The organism is Sorangium sp. So ce590 (assembly GCF_051521365.1).
Classification (GTDB): Bacteria; Myxococcota_A; Polyangia; order Polyangiales; family Polyangiaceae; genus Sorangium.
In genome coordinates, this window is the sequence record NZ_CP150346.1 from 3506811 (window position 1) to 3523822 (window position 17012).

A 17012-nucleotide genomic window follows, 5' to 3' on the forward strand; every position below is an offset into this window, starting at 1 on the left:
CTTGGAGTGAGAATAAGCCCACTGATCGCAGTGATCGATACGCCAAGAGCGTATCATACGTGCTCGAGTGCCCCGGTAAATAAAATGTATTTCCTTTCCGTGCGACGAGCTTCGCCAGGCGCGCGGCGCTGTGCTCCGCGTCTCCGCGTCTCCGCGTCTTCTCGTCTCCGCGTCTCCGCGTCTCCGCGTCTCCGCGTCTTCTCGTCTCCTCGTCTCCGCGTCTCCTCGTCTCCTCGTCTCCGCGTCTCCTCGTCTCCGCGTCTCCTCGTCGATTACGAGAGCCCGACGGGCTGCGGCCGACTCGTCCTTGATGGCCTGTCCACGCACACCACCGGCGAGGTGTGGCGTGGGTCGACGAACACCCGCGCTGGGCGCCGCGCTTCTCCCCCGTCACGCGTCTTGCGACGAGGATAGGCCCTCGGAGACCGTGTTCGTGGCGCGGCGAGGCCGATGTCCGAGCGGGCCGTGCAGCTCGGCACGGCCTCCCGCGCAGCCAGGGACGCGCCTGGCTAGGCTCCGCCCGGCCCCACCGGCGGCGGGATCGACCACTCCGCGCTGTCCGACAGCCGCGGCTCCGCCTCCTCCGCCGCGCTCCCGAAGAAATCCGCCACGTCGTGCCGCCTCGCCTCCGCGTCCGCCCGCCCGAGCTCGATCAGCTTCCGCGTGAACGACCCGTCGAACAGGAGATAGCTCGCGAGATCCGCGTCGTTCGCGGCCCCCACGTCCACCAGCGAGAGCAGCCGCCGCATCATCGCCGGCCCGCCCTGCACCTTGCCCGCCCTCACGTGCTCCGCCGCGAGGCGGCCGAGATCCACGCTCGGCCGCATGACCAGCGTCTCCACCCGCCGGTACGGCAGCGCCCCGCGCTGCGCCGCCGCCGCGTTGATCGAGTGCAGGAAATCCGGGCCGAACGCCTGCTCGCCGTCCTCGATCATGTGGTTCACCCGCGTCAGCACCTCGAAATCGGTCTGGATGTGGTCGAGCAGGAACGCGTTCAGCACCTTGCCGAGCACCAGCGCCATCCCAGGCGGCTTGCCGCTGTCCCCCGCGTCGATGCTCCGCACCTCCCGCGACAGGCCGATCGCCAGCACGTGCGTCGCCCCCAGCCGGAGCGCCGGCGCGATCGGCGTGTTCTGCCGCACGCCCCCGTCCATGTAGAGGTCCCGGCCGATGCGCACCGGCGGGAACAGGATCGGGATCGCCGCCGACGCGAGCGCGTGCTGCGGGCCGATCAGCGCGCCGCGGATGATCGTCCGCGGCGGCGCCGTCGTCGGCAGCGCGCCGTCCGGGCCGGTCTGCATGAAGATGACCGTGCGGCCCGTCCCGATCTCGGTCGCCGACACGCTGACCGCCGAGAGGTAGCCGTGGCGCAGCGTGCGCGCGATCGCGCGCCACGGGATCTCGCGCTCGACGAGCCTCTGCATCGGCGAGACGTCGAACAGGCCCACGCCCTCCGAGCCGCCGCCGAACATGAGCTTCGGCAAGGAGATCGCCTGCCGGACCCCGAAGCCGAGCACCGTCTCGAGCTTCAGCTGCGTCCACAGGTTGACGAGCCGCCGCACGCCCAGCGTCGGATCGTCGAGGTGCGCCGCGAGGTAGCACGCGTTCACCGCCCCGACCGACGTCCCGCACAGGATGTCGATGCGCGGCGGCGCCCCGCGGCGCCGGGCGAACACGTCGAGCACGTACGACATCACCCCGACCTCGTACGCGCCCCGGGCGCCGCCGCCCGAGAGGATCACCGCGACCTTGCGCCGCGGCTTCGTCCCTGTCCTTCCGCCGGTACCGCTCATGCCATCTCCCCGCGGCGGAGCGGGTCCAGCCCCGCCGCCGGACCCTCGGCCTCCGCGGCGAGGATGCGCCGCACAACGGTGCGCTCCAGGAACAGCGCCCGGAGCCGCGCGTCGCGGATGTAGCTCGCCACCTGCCGCACGTGCATCCCGGCGCGGTGGTACGCGTCCCCGGCGCTCGCCGGCGCGCCCTTCTGCAGCGCCTCGCAGCAGAGGTCACGCACCTCGATGCCGTACTCCGAGCTGCCCGCCTCGACCGCGCCGAGCGCCGTCCGGGCGAGCAGCACCCCCGAGTGCACCTCGCCCGCGTCCACCCGCGCCCCCGCCTCGATGGCCGTCGCGTACGCGTGGTAGCTCATCAGCCCCTGCGACTCGGCGAGCTGCCGCGCCTCCGAGGCGTTCGCGATCGCGCCCTGGACGTCGCCCTGCACCTTCGCGAGGAGGCCGCGCACGTTGCGCTCGTGGATCATGTCGTAGACGCTGCCGGTCACCGCGATGAGCGCGCCCGCATCGGCGCAGAGGGTGTGCGCTGCGTCGAGGTCGCCCGCTTCGAGGAGGATCCCCGCCGAGCAGAGGAGCGTGTCGGCCCGCGCGTCCTGATCATCATAGCGCTCGTGCGCCTCCCGCGCCCGCTTCATGTAAGCGAGGCTGCGCAGGAGATCCCCGAGCTTGGCATACGCGTGGCCGATGTTGCTCAGCGTCTTCGCGATCTGGAACCGACCCCCGATCGCGAGATCGATGGAGATCGACGAGAGCCCGACCGCGATCGCGTCCTCGAAGCGCTCGAGCACGAACATCGCCACGGCGAGCGAGTTCTTCGCGCGGGCCTCGCTGCGGCGCGCCCCCACCGCGCGGAACACCGCGATCGCCTCGGCGTAGGCCTCGACCGCCTCCTGCACGCGGCCGACCCGGCGCAGCAGCACCCCCTTCGTGCGCAGCACCTCCGCGCGCGCCCGCGGCGTCAGGCCGCCCATCTGCGTCACCCGGAGGGCCCGGTCGGCCGCGCTGATCGCGCCCTGGACGTCGCCGAGCTCGCGCAGCACCTCCGACAGGATCGTGAGCGCCTCGACCTCGAGCGCGGGGCGGCGCGCGATGCGCGCGATCTCGGCGGCCCGCTGCGCCACCGGCAGGCCGCGGGCGAGGTGGCCGTCGTCGAGGTCGAGGCGCGCGGTGCGCACGAGCGCGAGCGCCGCCCAGCGCGCCTGGCCGCTCTCCTTCGCGAGCTGGCGCAGCGCCGCGAGGTGCTTCCTCCGCTCGCGGCGGCGGCCGAGGTGGCGGAAGATCGCCTCCAGCGCCTCGTGCGCGATCATCACGCGGGTGTCGCCGGTCGGCAGGAGCGCCAGCGCGCGCTCGTAGTACCGGCGCGACAGCTGCGCCTGGTGTCCGGCGCGCGCGGCCCGCGCCGCGTCGAGGTAGAGCTCGGCCGCCGGCCCGGGCGCCTCGCCGCGCGCGAGGTGCTGCGCCACGATCGCGGCCGAGAGCCCCTGCGCGAGCGGCGTCGTCGAGAGGTGCTCGCCGAGCCGCCGGTGCATGCGCACGCGGCTCGCGCCGTCGAGCGCGAGGTAGGCGACGTCGCGCGCGAGCGGGTGCCGGAAGTCCACCGCCCCGGCGCGGCGATCGCACAGGCCGCGGGCGCAGAGGCGCGTCACGGCCTCGTCGTCGGCGAGCCGCGTCAGGTTCATGATGTCGTCCTTGAGCAGCGGGCCCCCCGCGACCGCCAGCCAGTTCACGACGTCGTGCTCCGCGGGCGGCAGCTCGCGCAGGCGATCGCCGATGAGCTGCTCCAGCGTCGAGGGGAGCGGCTCGCCGCGGTCCCCGGTCCGGTCGTGGCGGACGAGCTCGTGCCGCCCGTCCGGGTGCTCGACGATCTCCAGCGTGCCCCGCTCGAGGAGCGCGTCGACCATCTCGAGCAGGAAGAACGGGTTGCCGGCGACGCGCGGCACGAGCTCGCCGCAGACGGCCGCCACGCCCTCGCGCACGCCGAGCCGCGCCTCCACGAGGCGCATCTGCTCCTCGGCGCTGAGGCCGCGGAGCTCGATCCGCACGAGCCCCTCGATGAACGGGGTCACGCGCTCCTCGGGGCGGGTGAGGAGCAGCACGAGGATCGGGAGCCGCTCCGAGCGCTGCTTCAGGAGCTCCGAGATGAGCTCCAGGCTCGGGCGATCGGCCCACTGGAGGCCGTCGATGACGACGACGAGCGGCTGGTGGCGCGCCAGCGAGCCGAGCAGGTACTTCACGCCGCGCACCACCACGTCGCGGCCGTAGGCCGCGGCGTCGTCCTCGGGGTGGTCGAGCTGCTTGCCCGTGACGAGCTCGGCGAGGCGCGTGACGATGCGCGCCCCGAGCGGCGAGCGGGCGATGGGCCCGAGCAGGGCGCGGATCACGTGGGCGGCGTCGTCGATCGCGTGGTCGAGCCCCATGCCGGTGACGTCGCGGAGCACGTCGCAGACCGTGGCGAGCGGCAGCTCGCTCTTCACCGGCGAGCACTCGACGTGGAGCACGCGCGCCTCGCCGGGGAGCTCCGAGAGGAACGTCGAGATGAGCGCGCTCTTGCCGATGCCCATCTCGCCGACGAGGACGCGCGCCACCGACTGGCCCCGGAGCGCGCCGCCCGGCGGGCCCGGCGGCTTGCTCTGCCGGCTCGGCGGCGGCTTGCTCTGCCGGCTCGGCGGCGGCGGCTCGCTCTCGCCGTAGCGCGGCGACGGCGGCTCGGCGAGCCCCTTCACGGGCGGCGAGACCGCGCGGTGGTAGGCGGCGTGCAGGTCGGCCCGCTCCGCGTCGCGCCCCACGAGGTCGTTCGGCGAGAGCGCGATCTCGGCCATCCGCTCCTCGCGGGTGAGCGGGCGCTGCAGCGCGTAGAGCCGCATCTGGTGCGGGACCTGGTAGCCGCCGGCGTCGTTGAGATCGAGCGACGGCGCGTCGCCCCAGCGGAAGTCGCGCCGGACGAGGCGGTAGACGCCGCCCGCGACCCAGGTCTTGCCGAACGGGGTGCGGCTGCCGAGGCGCTCGGCGAGGAAGTTCGCGGGCTCCTTGAGCGCGTGGTTGATGAGGTGCCCCTGCTCGTCGCGCTCGCCGTACGCGATGCCGCGGACGATGCCGATGGCGGCGCGGAGCTCGACGGGCAGGTCCTCCGACGCGCCCGCGAGCGCCTCGTGCACGTCGACCGCCAGCGAGGCGGCGTCGGCGGCGGCGCGCGAGGGGTTCGCGAGCAGCCCCACGACCGCGCGCGCGCCCGCGTGCGACTCCCAGGACCAGATCGCCCCGTGCTTGAAGGCGATCGCGTCGAGGGTCGTGCGGATCGAGCGCCCGCTGCGCCGGCCGGCGAGCCGCCCCTGCGCCCCGAGCAGCTCGTCCACGCCCTCGATGCGCATCGTCACCACGGCCACGTGGCGCACCTCGCGCACGACGCGCGGCGCGCCGGTGTTCTCGTGCTCGCCGCCCGTGCGCGCGGCCGGCACCGCCGCGAGCGTCTGCGGCTGCGCCACGGAGCCGTCGCCCTCGGCCGCCTCCTCCGCGCCGCCGGCGGCGTTCTCGCGCGCCTCCTGCTCGCGGTCGCGGCCGAGCAGGTGGGCCACGGTCTGCTCGACCGACGCGTTGTCGACGAGCTCCTGCTTCGCGAGCAGGACGCGCGCGATCGCGCCGGCCAGGTCGCGCGCGGTCTGGAAGCGGTCCTCGGGCGCCTGCGCCATGGCGCGCATCACGATCGCCTCGAGCTCCGCCGGGACGTCGCGCGCGTGCGTCGACGGGGGCTCGAAGAGGCTCTCCTTGACGGCCTGGAGCAGCGCCTCGTCGTCGAGCTTGCCGTAGGGCGAGCGCATGGCGAGCAGCTCGTAGAGCACGACGCCGAGGGCGTAGATGTCGCTCCGCCGGTCGACCCGCTCGCCGCGCGCCTGCTCGGGCGACATGTACCCGAACTTGCCCTTCAGCACGCCGGGCTCCTCGCGGAAGAGGTTGGCGCTGGCGATGCCGAAGTCGGCGATCTTCACGACGCCCTCGTACGACAGCAGGATGTTCTGCGGCGAGACGTCGCGGTGGACGATGGCGAGCGGCATGCCGCCCTCGTCCCTGCGCTCGTGGGCGTAGTGCAGCCCCTTGGCGGCCTCGGAGACGACGAACGCCGACACGAGCGGCGGGATCCGCGACTCCTTCTGCTGGGCGGCGCGCATCAGCTTGCCGAGGTCGTAGCCCTCGACGTACTCCATCGAGAGGAGCAGCCCGTCCTCGCCGTGGTCGGAGAACTCGTAGACCTGGACGATGTTCGGGTGGTTCAGGCGCGTCGCGAGGTGCGCCTCCTCGACGAACATCGCGCGGAAGCGCCGCGACGCCCCGTGCGCGGGGAGGATCCGCTTGACGACGAGGAGCTTGTACGTGCCCTCGGCGCCGCGCTTCTTGGCGAGGAAGACCTCCGCCATGCCGCCAGCGCCCAGGCGGCGCTGGATCTCTAGGTCGGCGAGCTGGGACGGGTGCTTGGCCATGCAGCGAAGCGGCGCGCGGGCGCCGTGGCTGGGAGGCGCCGGGCGCGGTGGATCGGGGTGACCGATGAGATGAAGGACCGCGCGCGGTTCCCCCGATCCATGGGAGGACTACGGGTTGACCTGCATGGTAGCGTCCCGCCCGCGTCTTCGGGGAGACAACCATGCTGGAAAGGCGAATCTTTCTGGGCGGGTCGGAGATCCGCACGGGCGGTGAGCCCGCCTGCGCGCAGCGGCTCCTCGGCCTCGGCGCCGTCCACGATCGACCCTGAGCTTTTGCTTGCAGGGCGCCCTCACGGCGGGCCACCGGCCGCCGCGGTCGGGCGAGGGCCACAAAGCGATTGCCCAGGGAGGCGCTGTCTGTTAAAACGGATGATGCGTCCGTGATGGAAGACGCGGTGCGTCCGACCCCTGGCTGCCGGGCTGATCGGCGGCGGGGTGGTCGTGTGCGCGCTTGAAACCTCGAGGATTCGCAATGGACATTCGCGTGACAGAGGCGGACGTCGTCGTCGTGGGCGGCGGCAGCGCAGGCTCCACTGCAGCGGTGGAGGCGCAGCAGCGGTTGCCGCGGGGGCGGGTGGTGCTCCTCGAGAAGGCGCATATCAAGCGGAGCGGCGCGATCGCGATCGGCATGGACGGGCTGAACAACGCGATCATCCCCGGACATGCGACGCCCGAGCAGTACGTGAAGGAGATCACGGTGGCCAACGATGGCATCGTGAACCAGCGCGCCATCTATGAATATGCTCGGAACAGCTTCGCGATGATCCAGGAGCTCGACTCGTGGGGAGTCAAGTTCCAGAAGACGCGCTCGGGCGATTTCGACGTCAAGAAGGTCCACCACAACGGGAGCTACGTCCTCCCGATGCCGGAGGGCTACGATCTCAAGAAGATCCTTACGCGCATGGTGAAGCGCGCCGGGGTGCGGGTCATCAACCGCGTCATGGCCACTCGGATCCTCGTGGCCGACGGGCAGGTCGCCGGCGTGATGGGCTTTGACACCCGCGAGGGCCACATCGAGGTCATCAAGGCCAGGGGGGTCATCCTCTGCTGCGGCGCCTCCGGGCGGCTCGGGCTGCCGTCGTCCGGCTATCTCCACGGGACGTACGAGAACCCCTCGAACGCCGGAGACGGCTACTCGATGGCCTACCACGCCGGCGCCGAGCTCTCGGGCATCGAGTGCTTCCAGATCAACCCGCTCATCAAGGACTACAACGGTCCGGCGTGCGCCTACGTGACCGGTCCGCTCGGCGGACACACGGTGAACGCGCGGGGGCACCGCTTCATCGAGAGCGATTACTGGAGCGGGCAGATGATGCTCGAGTTCTACAGGGAGCTCCACTCCGCGAACGGCCCTGTGTACCTCCAGCTGACCCACCTCGCGCCGGAGACGATCACCGAGGTCGAGCGGGTGCTCCACCAGACGGAGCGGCCGAGCCGCGGTCGCTTCCACGAGGGGAGGGGGCACAGCTACGGGAGCGATCTCGTCGAGATGCACATCTCCGAGATCGGCCTGTGCAGCGGCCACAGCGCGTCGGGGGTCTGGGTGAACGAGAAGGGCGAGACCACCGTGCCCGGGCTCTACGCCGCCGGCGACATGGCGTGCGTGCCGCACAACTACCTCCTCGGCGCGCTCACCTACGGGAAGATCTGCGCCCAGAGCGCCCTCGACTACCTCGATCGCGCGCCCGCGGTCGAGCCGCTCCCCGCCGCGGTCGACGCCGAGCGCGAGCGCATCCTCGCCCCGCTCTCGCGCAGGAGCGGGGTGGCGCCTCACCAGTACGAATACAAGGTGCGGCGCCTCGTGAACGACTACCTGCAGCCGCCCAAGACGGGGAACCGGATGACGCTCGGGCTCGAGTACTTCCTGCGGGCGAAGGACGAGCTCGAGGAGGTCACGGCGACGAGCCCCCACGAGCTCATGCGGGTGATGGAGTGCCACTTCATCCGCGACTGCGCGGAGATGGCCGCGCGCGCCTCGCTGTACCGGACCGAGAGCCGCTGGGGGCTCTACCATCACCGGCTCGATTTCCCCGAGATGGACGACCGCAGCTGGTTCGTTCACGTCAACCTGAAGAAGGGCGATGACGGCGAGATGGTCGCCTTCAAGAGGCCCGTCGAGCCCTATCTCTTCCCGATCGACGACGGCGAGCTCAAGACCTACCACCAGCTGCGCATCCCGGCCGAGGATCAGCGCGCGCCGCTCTGACGAGCAACGAGGTTCAATCGATGGGTCACCTTCTCAACCGCGAATCCGTCAAGGCGCAGCGCGCCAGGACCGTGGGTCACGCCGAGGCCGCCGTCCGGCTCGATCTGCCGGTCGTGATCGACGAGGCGTCCTGCATCAAGGGCTGCCGCATCTGCATCGAATCGTGTCCGGTCGACTGCCTCGCCATCGATCCAGAGACGAAGAAGGCGCACATGGCCTACGACGAGTGCTGGTATTGCCTCGCGTGCGAGATCGATTGCCCCAAAGAGGCCATCACCGTGAAGATCCCCTTTCTCATCCGGTAGCGTCCCGGAGGCGGAGAGACGATATGACACAGCCTTCGCTCGCACAGGAGCTCGTGAGCGTCCTCAGGGATCCCGACCCTGGCGCGCGCCAGCTCGCGCTGACGCAGATCGAGGACCTCTCGGATCCGGAGATCCTCCACCCGCTCATCGAGGCCGTCCGCGACGCCGACCCGACGGTGCGGGCGCTCGCGCTGGGGCACCTCGAGGACCTCGGCGACCCCCGCGCGGTGCCCGCCATCCTCCGGGCGCTCGACGACGAGGAGACCCACGTGCGCGAGGCGGCCGCCACCGCGCTCCGCGAGCTCCGCGCGACGGACGCCGCCACGTACCTGATTGACGCAGTGCGTCATGATGACCCGTTCGTGCGGATGTCGGTGATCGTGGCGCTCCGCGAGCTCCGCGATCCGCGGGCGCTGGAGCACCTCGAGGGCGCGCTGCTCGACCCTGCGCCCGAGGTGCGGCGCGAGGCGGTCGTCGCCCTGGCCTACCTGCGGCGGCCCGAGACGGCGGCTGCCCTCCGCGGCAGCCTGCGCGACCCCGACGCGCGGGTGCGGCAGGTCGCGATCGGCGCGCTCGAGTCGCTCGGCGCGGCGGCGCAGGTCCAGGACTTCGTCGGGCTGCTCTCCGACCCCGACTGGCGGGTCCGCGTCGAGGCCGCCATCGTGCTCGGCCGCTCGGCGCACGCCGTCGCCGCGCCGCACCTCCGGAGCGCGCTCGAGGACGGCGCCTGGCAGGTCCGGAAGGAGGCGGCGCTCGCGCTGGGGCGGCTCCGGGCCGCCTCGGCCACGCCGGAGCTCGTCGCGCTGCTCGGGAGCGACCTCCCGGATCTGCGCAAGGCCGCCGCGCAGGCGCTCGGCGAGCTGGCGGCGGCGGCCGCCGAGGCGCCGCTCCAGCGGCTGCTGGGCGACACCGACGTCGAGGTGCGGAAGGCGACGGCCCGCGCCCTCGAGGCCATCCGGGCCGGGGCCGGACGACGTGGAACCTTCGCGAGAGATTGAGTCGATGAACCAGGCAGCGCGCGTGCTCTTGCTCCTCGTGGCGGTCCTCGTCGGCCTGTCGTGCACCCCGGACGCGAAGCGGACGATCCGCGTCGCGATCGGGACGCAGGACACGACAATCAACTGCGCCACCGGCGGGCTCCTGATCCGGGAGCTCAAGCTGCTCGAGAAGCACCTGCCGAAGGACGGCAAGTACAAGGACGTCTCCTACGAGATCGAGTGGAAGGACTTCACGTCAGGGCCGCCGCTCACGACCGAGATGGTGGCCGGGAAGCTCGACATCGGCGGGATGGCCGACTTCCCCGGCGTGCTGAACGGCGTCGCCCACCGGAAGCAGGGGAGCCGCAGCCTCTACATCGCCACGCTGTCCGGCAGCGCGCTGGGGAGCGGCAACGGCATCGTCGTGCCGAGCGACGCTCCGGCCCAGGGCCTGAAGGACCTCAAGGGAAAGCAGATCTCGGTCCCGTTCGGCTCGTCCGCCCACGGCATGCTGCTCCGGGCGATCCGCGATCTCGGCTGGGATCCGGAGAAGGACGTGACGGTCGTGTCGCAGTCCCCGGAGGTCGGCGGCTCCTCGCTGAAGGCGAAGAAGATCGACGCGCACGCCGATTTCGTCCCGTTCGCGGAGCTGTTCCCCTTCCGCGGCTTCGCCCGGAAGATCTACGACGGCTCCAGCGTCAAGGTGCCGACGGCGCACGGCGTCCTGGTGCGCGCGGCGTACGCGGAGGAGCACCCCGAGATCGTCGTGGCCTTCCTCAAGGCGGCGCTCGAGGCGGACCGCCTGTTCGCGGAGGAGCCCGAGAGATACAGCGAGCTCATCGAGGAGGTGACCGGCGTGGACGCCGAGGTCGCCTACATGTTCCACGGGCCGCTCGGCATCCAGACGCGGGACTTCACGATCAAGCCCGAGGTCCGCCGCGCGCTCCAGGTGGCCGTGGACACGCTCACGCTGCTCAAGCGCACGGACACGACCCTCGACGTGGGCGCGTTCGTGGACGACCGGTACATCCGGCGCGCGGCCCAGGAGAGCGGGCTCGACTACGAGGCGCGGCTCGCGAGCCACGCGAAGCTCCCGCTGTCCGGGAGCGACGCCCTGTCCGGCGGTCCGATCGCCGAGCCGGCGCTGGCCGCGCAGATCTGGGTCGGGGGCGAGCCGAAGGTGCGCGCGTACGGGAGCCCGGGCTCCGCGCTCGCCGCGCTGAAGCAGCTCACGGCCGAGGGCAAGGAGATCCGCGTCGTCTTCGTGCACGATCGCCTCAGCGGGGTGAAGCTCCTGGCCGATCGCGCGTGGTACGCGCGGCACCCCGACGGGGGCCTCTCGGCGTTCCTGGCGAAGGAGGACGCCGAGCGATGGGCCGCGGAGAACGCGTCGGCGGTCGTCGACTTCGCGACCCTGCGGGGCGACGTCACGAAGCTCACGGCGGCGGCGCCATGACGATGCTCTCCGAGCGCAGCGCGCCGGCCGGACCGGAGCTCGGCGGCCGCGCCGCCTTCGCGCCCGCGCTGGAGAGCGCGGCCCTGCGGCGCGCGTCCCCGGCGCCGGGCGGCGCGCTCCGCGAGCGGCGCCCGCGGCGCGACCTCGGCCGCGCCTGTCTGCGCGCCCTGTCGGTGGCCGCGTGCATCGGCCTCTGGCAGTGGGCGTCGACGTCGCGCGTGGACCTCGGCCTCGTCACGTTCATCAACGTGCCCGCGCCGACGGAGGTCCTCGTCGCGGCCCGGGAGCTCTTCGGCTCGCCGAAGCTCTGGCTGCACCTCTGGAGCAGCGTGCTCCGCGTCCTCGCGGGCTTCGCCGTCGCGGGCGTCACGGGCGTCGCGCTCGGGCTCCTCATCGGCAGGTCGCGGCTCGCCGAGGACACGCTCCTCCCGCCGCTCGAGGTCCTGCGCCCCATCCCCGGCGTCGCCTGGCTCCCGCTCGCGATCCTGATGTTCCCGTCGGCCGAGCTGAGCATGATCTTCATCACGACCCTGGGCGCGCTGTTCCCGATCCTGCTCGCGACCATCCACGGCGTGGGCGCGCTCGATCCGCGGCTCATCGCGAGCTCCCGCAGCCTCGGCGCGCGCCCCTTCCGCCTCTTCCTCGAGGTGATCTTGCCGGGCGCGCTGCCCAGCATTCTCACGGGGATGAGCATCGGCATGGGCACGTCCTGGTTCTGCCTCGTGACCGCCGAGATGATCGGGGGCCAGTACGGCGTCGGCTACTTCACCTGGGAGTCGTACAACTTGCAGCGCTATCCGGACATCGTCCTCGGCATGCTGCTCATCGGCCTGTTGGGCATGCTCAGCTGCGCGCTCGTCCAGCGGATCGGCGCGTGGCTCACCCCCTGGCACCGGCCGGAGGAGAAGGGCCGATGACGCCCGCCGCGCGCGCGCCGCGCCGGGAGAGCCCGGGGGGTGCCGTCGAGATCCGCGGCCTGTCCGTGGCGCTGGGGACGGGCTCCCGCCGCGTCGAGGCGGTGCGGGATCTCGATCTGACCGTCGAGCGTGGCGAGCTCGTGAGCCTGCTCGGCCCCTCCGGGTGCGGCAAGTCGACGATCCTGAACGCCGTCGCCGGGTACGTGGCGCCGGAGCGCGGCAGCATCGCGGTCGGCGGCGAGCGGGTCGAGGCGCCCGGGCCGGAGCGCGGCATGGTCTTTCAGCAGTGCTCGCTGCTCCCCTGGAAGACGGTGCTGAACAACGTCGGCTTCGGCCTCAAGATGCGCGGCGTCCCGGAGCGCGAGCGCCGGGAGGCGTCCCGGCGGCTGCTCGATCTCGTCGGGCTGTCGGGGTTCGAGGACGCCTATCCGGCGCAGCTCTCCGGCGGCATGCAGCAGCGGGTCGAGATCGCGCGCGTCCTGATCGCGGAGCCGCGCGTCGTGCTGATGGACGAGCCGTTCAGCGCGCTCGACGCCCAGACCCGGCTCTCGATGCAGGCGCTGCTCCTCGGCGTCATCCGTCACGTGCGCACGACGGTGCTGTTCGTCACGCACGACATCGACGAGGCGATCTTCCTGTCCGACCGCATCGCCCTCATGACCTGCCGTCCGTGCCGCGTCGGCGCGCAGATCGCGGTGCCGTTCGAGCGGCCGAGGAGCGCCGCGATCGTGGGATCGAGCGAGTTCGCCGCGATCAAGCGACGGTGCCTCGACGCCCTCGGCGACGGGCGCTCGAGCGCCGCGGCCCCCGCGCGCGGGCACGGACAGCACACCGACGCGTGAAGCGTGGACCAGCGCGCCGGCTCGCCCTCCCGGCCAGCGGGGATCCGGGCGCGACGCCCCGGATCACGGCGCGTCGTGTTCCGGTGAGCGAGCTTGATGTTCCCTGCGTTTTTCCTTACTAACGAGCCGAGAGGAGTGTTCCCCGATGCTCAAGAGATTCCTGCGGGTGACCGACGTGCCGTTCTCGGCCTCGGTCGCGCTGCTCGTGCTTCGCGTTGTCACCGGCATCGCGTTCATCCTTCACGGCTGGGGGAAGATCCAGGCCCCGTTCAGCTGGATGGGGCCCACCGCGCCCGTTCCGGGGTTCCTGCAGGCGCTGGCCGCGATCGCCGAGGTCGGCGGAGGCCTCGCCTGGATCCTCGGGCTCCTGACGCCGCTCGCGTCGCTGGGCATCGCCGTCACGATGGCGGTCGCGGTCGCGACGCACGTGATGCGCGGTGATCCGTTCTTCGCGATGGGCGGCTCCTCCTACGAGGTGGCGGCGGTCTACTTCTCCATCTCCCTCGTGCTCCTCCTCGTCGGGCCGGGGAGGCTCTCCGCCGACGCCGCGATCTTCGGGACGAAGCGCTGAGCTCCTCCGCGCGCCCTCGCTCGATCGACCGCACGAGGGCGTCGCCGCCCGAGCTCGGGCGACAGATCTGAGCTTCGCCGCGTCCTCCGTCCGGCTCGGCGCAGGAGGCCGGCACACCCTGGAGCGCGCGGTTCCATCGAGAGCGGACCGCGAGCGCCTGGCCCATTTTGCGCCTGTGGAACCGCGCCGCGCCGATGGCCCCGGTACTATGGTGTGGCCGGGAGGGCACCATGAGAGACGGCGGGGCCACGGCGCCTTCAAAAGGCGCGCCGCGCGGTATTGCCATCGCGGCCGCCTGCTCGTTCGCCCTTGGGTGCGCGACCCTGCTCGGCTGGTGGATCCAGGCGACCGCCCTCATTTCCATCGTGGACGGCCTGCCGATCATGGTGCCCAACACCGCGATCGCCCTCGTCCTCGCGGGGGTGTCGCTCTGGGCGCTGGGCGCGCGGGAGCGTCCGGCGCCGCTCCGCCGGCTCGGACAGGTGTGCGCCGCTTTCGTCATCGCGTACGGCGTCGCGGTTCTCGCGCAGTACGTCTTCGGGTGGGATCTCGGCATCGACCGCCTGCTGTCGCCGGCGCGCGTGGAGTCCTCGAGCAAGTTCCCCGGCAGGTCCCCGCCGTACATCGCGCTCTGCTGCATCCTGATCGGCTCGGCGCTCCTCTCGCTGCCCGTGAAGACGCGGCGGGCCTGCTGGCTCTCGGACGGCGGCGCGCTCTCGGCCGCGGCGCTCGCGCTGACCGCGTTGACCGGTTACGTGTTCGGCGTCGGCTACGCTTACGGGCTGCTGCCGCTGTTCCCGTTCACGGGCATGGCGCTCCACGCCGCGATAGCCTTCCTCGCGCTCTGCGCCGGGCTCTTCATGGCGCGGCCGGATTGCGGGGCGTTCGCCGCGCTGACGGCCAGCGGGCCCGGAGGCATCCTGTTGCGGCGCTTCCTGCCCTTCGTCGTCCTGGCTCCGCTCGTGATCGGCCGTCTCTTCCTGATCGGCGCAGATCTCGGGGCCTACCCCCTCGCGGCGTCGTTCTCGCTCTCCTCGGCCATCACGACGCTCCTGCTCGGGGCCCTGCTCTGGGTCAGCGCGGCGCGCCTGGACCTGCTCGACGAGGCGCGGCGCCGGGCCGAGGAGGCGCGCGCCTTCCTCGCGACCCTCGCGCACTCCTCGGACGACGCCGTGATCGGCACCGACCTCGACGGGACCATCCAGAGCTGGAACCCGGCCGCGGCGCGCCTGTACGGCTACAGCGCCGGGGAGGCGATCGGGCGCGCGGTGCTCGTCCTGTACCCGCCCGAGCGCGTCGAGGAAGCCAAGGAGAGCCTGGCGCGCCTGCGCCTCGGCGAGCACCTCGATCACTTCGAGACCGCAGGCCTGACCAAGGACGGGAGGACCCTCGATGTCGAGATCACGGTGTCGCCGATCGCGGGCGACGCGGGGCGCATCACCGGCTTCTCCGCGATCTGCCGTGACATCGCGCGCCGCAAGGCGATGGAGGCCGAGGTCGCGAGCGCCCACGAGGCGGAGCGGCGCATCCGCTCGCAGATCGAGGCCGTCGGCGCCGCGAGCGCGGAGGTCTCGGAGGCGCTGGCGAGGCTGCCGCGCTCCGAGTCGGGGGTGCGCTCCGTGCTGGAGGTCATCACGCGGCACGCGAAGGAGATCTCGGGCGCCGACTACGCGGCGCTCGGCATCGGAGAGGACTGCGGGCGGCCGTTCGATGCCTGGGTCTCGAGCGGCGTCACCGCGGAGCAGATCGCGCGGATCGGCGCCCTCCCGCGCCCCATCGGCGTCCTCGGCGCGGTGGCCCGCGGCGGCCGGTCGATCCGGCTCGACGATGTCCGCGCGCACCCCGAGTTCATCGGGCTACCGCCGCACCACCACCCGCTCGAGGCGTTCCTGGGCGTGCCGCTCCGCTTTCACGGCCGGAGCGTGGGCAACCTCTATCTGGGCAAGCGCCCCGGCCGTCCGCCGTTCACCGAGGACGACGAGCGCGTCGCCGAGCTGCTCGCCGACCGGACCTGCGGCGCGATCGAGACCGCGCGCCTCTACCGGGTCGAGGCGAACGAGCGAAAGCGGCTCGAGGCGGTCGTCGAGCAGATGCCCGAGGCGGCGATCCTTGTCGACGCCGAGGGGCGGCTCATCACGTGCAACAGGCTGGCGCTCGAGTACGCGGCCTGTCGCGCGGGCGAGGTCGATCCCTGGGGCAACGCGATGAGCTTCGACCTCCGGTACCCATCGGGGGAGCCCATGGACTGGCCCGAGCGCCCGCTGATCCGGGCCCTCAGCCGCGGGGAGGTCGTGACGAGCGCCGAGGCGCAGATGCGCCGCGCCGCCGACGGCGCCGTCGTCCCGGTGCTGGTCAACGCTGCGCCGGTGCGCTCGGACGACGGCGAGCTCCAGGGCGCCGTCGCCGTCTTTCAGGACATATCGGCGCTCAAGGAGATGGAACGGCAGCGCCAGGAGTGGGTAGGCGTCATCGCTCACGACCTCCGCCAGCCCATCCAGGTCATCGCGACCGCGAGCCAGCTCTTGCGCGTCCGGTCCGGCGAGCAGCTCGTCGCGGACGGCCAGAAGCAGCTCGGGAGGATCGCCTCGTCCGTCGAGCGGCTGCGCCGCATGATCGACGACCTCCTCGACGCCTCGCGCATCGAGGCGCGGCAGCTCGATCTGGAGCGTGTTCCGGTCGATCTCCGCGCGCAGCTCCGGGAGATCATCGACAGGTCGACCGCGGCGACCGCGGGCCACGCCGTGCATCTGGACGTGCAGGGCGACGTGCCCGCCGTCCTGGCGGACCCCGGGCGGCTCGAGCAGATCGTCACCAACCTGCTCTCCAACGCGGCCAAGTACGGCGAGCCGGAGCGCGACATCGTGGTCTCCGCCGGCGTCTGCCAGGCGAGCGCGCAGGTCTGCGTGACCAACTGGGGCCGCGGCATCGCGGAAGCGTCTCTACCGCACCTGTTCAAGCGCTTCTGGCGGGCGGCCGAGGGCGATCCGCGCCGCGTCCGCGGCGTCGGTCTCGGCCTCTACATCACGAAGGGCCTCGTGGAGGCCCACGGCGGCAGCATCTCCGTCGAGAGCAGCCCCGGGGCCACGACGACATTCCGCTTCTCGCTGCCGTTCGCGGGGGCCCCACGCGCCGCCGGCGCGTAGCGCGTCTCCTGCCCTGCCGGCCCCCCTCGTCCCGGAGAGAGCGCCCGCGGCGAGCTCGGCAATTCGGGGTCAGCGAGCTCGGCAATTGACCCTCAGGGGCGCGAAGGGAGTTTTGTTACCTCGATGTCTCTTCTCCGCGTTCCGTTTTTCGGCACCACCACCCTTTCGCAGTATTCTGTGCTCAGGCCGCTCAGAATGATCGCAGAAGGAACTTCCTGAGGTTCTTATCCTTGCTACACCTGAGATTCGCTCCGGCCCAATGCTGGGGTAGTGAGGTGGCGCAGCAGTGAATTCCTGGTTCTTGCACGTGGGTAGGCGGCTGGGGCCCGC

10 protein-coding genes are annotated in these 17012 nt (G+C 72.1%); 8 read left to right on the forward strand and 2 right to left on the reverse strand.

The window, feature by feature from the left end:
• Positions 1 to 509: 509 nt before the first annotated feature.
• Both WMF28_RS13365 and WMF28_RS13370 read right to left on the reverse strand, forming a co-directional pair.
• Positions 510 to 1793: a patatin-like phospholipase family protein gene (locus WMF28_RS13365; RefSeq protein ID WP_437602578.1), complete on the reverse strand. Its 1284-nt coding sequence runs from the start codon at positions 1791 to 1793 to the stop codon at positions 510 to 512.
• A complete protein-coding gene (locus WMF28_RS13370; protein WP_437602579.1) occupies positions 1790 to 6265 on the reverse strand; it encodes a protein kinase domain-containing protein in 4476 nt (1491 codons plus the stop codon). The genes WMF28_RS13365 and WMF28_RS13370 overlap by 4 nt, the downstream gene beginning before the upstream one ends.
• Positions 6266 to 6737: 472 nt before the next feature.
• On the opposite strand from WMF28_RS13370, the gene WMF28_RS13375 reads away from it, so the two are divergent.
• From WMF28_RS13375 to WMF28_RS13410, 8 genes are all read left to right on the forward strand, one after another.
• Positions 6738 to 8471, forward strand: a complete 1734-nt coding sequence (locus WMF28_RS13375) for a fumarate reductase/succinate dehydrogenase flavoprotein subunit (protein ID WP_437602580.1) — start codon at positions 6738 to 6740, stop codon at positions 8469 to 8471.
• 20 nt (positions 8472 to 8491) lie between these two features.
• Complete coding sequence (locus WMF28_RS13380) at positions 8492 to 8776, forward strand: 4Fe-4S dicluster domain-containing protein (protein ID WP_437602581.1); 285 nt, start codon at positions 8492 to 8494, stop codon at positions 8774 to 8776.
• 23 nt (positions 8777 to 8799) lie between these two features.
• Positions 8800 to 9774, forward strand: coding sequence for a HEAT repeat domain-containing protein (locus WMF28_RS13385; protein ID WP_437602582.1), 975 nt, complete (start codon positions 8800 to 8802; stop codon positions 9772 to 9774).
• A 4-nt stretch (positions 9775 to 9778) separates the two neighbouring features.
• Entirely contained in the window at positions 9779 to 11209 is a 1431-nt protein-coding gene (locus WMF28_RS13390) for an ABC transporter substrate-binding protein (RefSeq protein WP_437602583.1), read from the forward strand.
• A 2-nt stretch (positions 11210 to 11211) separates the two neighbouring features.
• Positions 11212 to 12126, forward strand: coding sequence for an ABC transporter permease (locus tag WMF28_RS13395; protein WP_437604255.1), 915 nt, complete (start codon positions 11212 to 11214; stop codon positions 12124 to 12126).
• A complete protein-coding gene (locus tag WMF28_RS13400) occupies positions 12123 to 12968 on the forward strand; it encodes an ABC transporter ATP-binding protein (protein WP_437602584.1) in 846 nt (281 codons plus the stop codon). The genes WMF28_RS13395 and WMF28_RS13400 overlap by 4 nt, the downstream gene beginning before the upstream one ends.
• Before the next feature lie 145 nt (positions 12969 to 13113).
• Complete coding sequence (locus tag WMF28_RS13405; RefSeq protein WP_437602585.1) at positions 13114 to 13539, forward strand: DoxX family protein; 426 nt, start codon at positions 13114 to 13116, stop codon at positions 13537 to 13539.
• A 230-nt stretch (positions 13540 to 13769) separates the two neighbouring features.
• The gene (locus WMF28_RS13410; protein WP_437602586.1) at positions 13770 to 16682 is read left to right on the forward strand and encodes a PAS domain S-box protein; all 2913 of its coding nucleotides are present in this window, start codon (positions 13770 to 13772) and stop codon (positions 16680 to 16682) included.
• The last annotated feature ends 330 nt before the right edge of the window (positions 16683 to 17012 follow it).

Bases quoted from the DNA above. Each gene is read 5' to 3' on its own strand.
- WMF28_RS13365 (WP_437602578.1), bottom strand. From the start codon at position 1,793: ATGAGCGGTACCGGCGGAAGGACAGGGACGAAGCCGCGGCGCAAGGTC.
- WMF28_RS13370 (WP_437602579.1), bottom strand. From the start codon at position 6,265: ATGGCCAAGCACCCGTCCCAGCTCGCCGACCTAGAGATCCAGCGCCGC.
- WMF28_RS13375 (WP_437602580.1), top strand. From the start codon at position 6,738: ATGGACATTCGCGTGACAGAGGCGGACGTCGTCGTCGTGGGCGGCGGC.
- WMF28_RS13380 (WP_437602581.1), top strand. From the start codon at position 8,492: ATGGGTCACCTTCTCAACCGCGAATCCGTCAAGGCGCAGCGCGCCAGG.
- WMF28_RS13385 (WP_437602582.1), top strand. From the start codon at position 8,800: ATGACACAGCCTTCGCTCGCACAGGAGCTCGTGAGCGTCCTCAGGGAT.
- WMF28_RS13390 (WP_437602583.1), top strand. From the start codon at position 9,779: ATGAACCAGGCAGCGCGCGTGCTCTTGCTCCTCGTGGCGGTCCTCGTC.
- WMF28_RS13395 (WP_437604255.1), top strand. From the start codon at position 11,212: ATGCTCTCCGAGCGCAGCGCGCCGGCCGGACCGGAGCTCGGCGGCCGC.
- WMF28_RS13400 (WP_437602584.1), top strand. From the start codon at position 12,123: ATGACGCCCGCCGCGCGCGCGCCGCGCCGGGAGAGCCCGGGGGGTGCC.
- WMF28_RS13405 (WP_437602585.1), top strand. From the start codon at position 13,114: ATGCTCAAGAGATTCCTGCGGGTGACCGACGTGCCGTTCTCGGCCTCG.
- WMF28_RS13410 (WP_437602586.1), top strand. From the start codon at position 13,770: ATGAGAGACGGCGGGGCCACGGCGCCTTCAAAAGGCGCGCCGCGCGGT.